Consider the following 1099-nt stretch of genomic DNA (forward strand, 5'->3'; position numbering starts at 1 on the left):
ATCGTCGATGGCCAGATGCACCTGCACCTGCTCTCCCTTCACCGCAAGGATTTCTCCTTGCAGTGTCAGGCCTGACAACCTTCGGTTCATCATAGGCTGCTCTCGTATCCCCGCTTCCCGCGACAGACGGTAGTGGTAGATGAGCTGCCCCTTCTCTAAACGTGCCGTCATCGACGATACGATCAGTTCAATATAGCCTCGAATTTTAAAGCGATCACCCAAACGATAGAACGTTTTGGATCGTATTTCATAGCCGAAAAAATCCGTATCATGCAGGCCCGCTGCTTCCCCGCCTGCTTTTTGAAAAGCCGCCAAATCCTTGCTCACCGTATACGATGCTCCTTCAGGCAGCTTATGCTCTTTCCCCTCCGGCATCCCAATAAACAGCTTCGGCGTTTCTTCCAATATATCACAGACCACCACCGACTGGAACTGGCTCGCTAGTCGTTTCGTCAGCTCCCAATCCGTCTCCTCATATTGAATGACAGGCTCAGATGGCTTTTCCTTCTCTCCCTTTTGAAGCAACACATCTCCACCTGGATACGCACGCAGTACGGTAGTTATGATCTTCTCGTACGTCTGGCTCGTATCCTGAAAAGATCGCCTGCGCTTCTTCAGATCGCTGTAGATGCTTCCCGATACCGCCTCGATCTCGACTGTGTACACCCCATTGCGATGCACCGTCTGCACAGATGTGACGACTCCCTTAAAAAGAGGTTTCCGCGCGCCATCTTCTTCGTCGTACAAAGCGATTTTATCCTGCCATACCGCTTCCAGCGTGGCATTCGTTCGCAGCTCTTCCTCGACGATCCCGCTAATCCGCAGCGTCCCATGCTCGCCCGGCTTCCAGCTCATCGCCACATCCGTGATATGCTTCAGCTTGCAGGGGCCTTCTACCCGCAATCGATCATAACCGATCATCTGCATCCCTCCTCCCCGTTGTCCTTCGTCTACCTAATCTGAATCGTGCTGACCGTCCGAGAGAAAATAGATTTGACCATCCATGGCACACGTAAGAAACGATTGGGTCGTCAGCGCTGGTTTGTTATCTACCTTCGCATTTTCCTTTGGCAGCACCCACTTATTAAAAATCTCTGGC

At 51.9% G+C, this 1099-nt stretch carries 2 protein-coding genes; both read right to left on the minus strand.

Annotated features, from left to right (window positions below; genetic code table 11):
• Positions 1–921, minus strand: a 921-nt coding sequence (locus AC50Y5_RS32735; protein ID WP_494865800.1) for a contractile injection system protein, VgrG/Pvc8 family, incomplete at its 3' end; no start/stop codon positions are given.
• A 33-nt stretch (positions 922–954) separates the two neighbouring features.
• On the minus strand, positions 955–1092 hold the full coding sequence (locus tag AC50Y5_RS32740) for a PAAR-like protein (protein WP_494865802.1): 138 nt from the start codon (positions 1090–1092) through the stop codon (positions 955–957).
• Positions 1093–1099: the final 7 nt, after the last annotated feature.

It is taken from the genome of Paenibacillus sp. JT22N7, assembly GCF_059383875.1.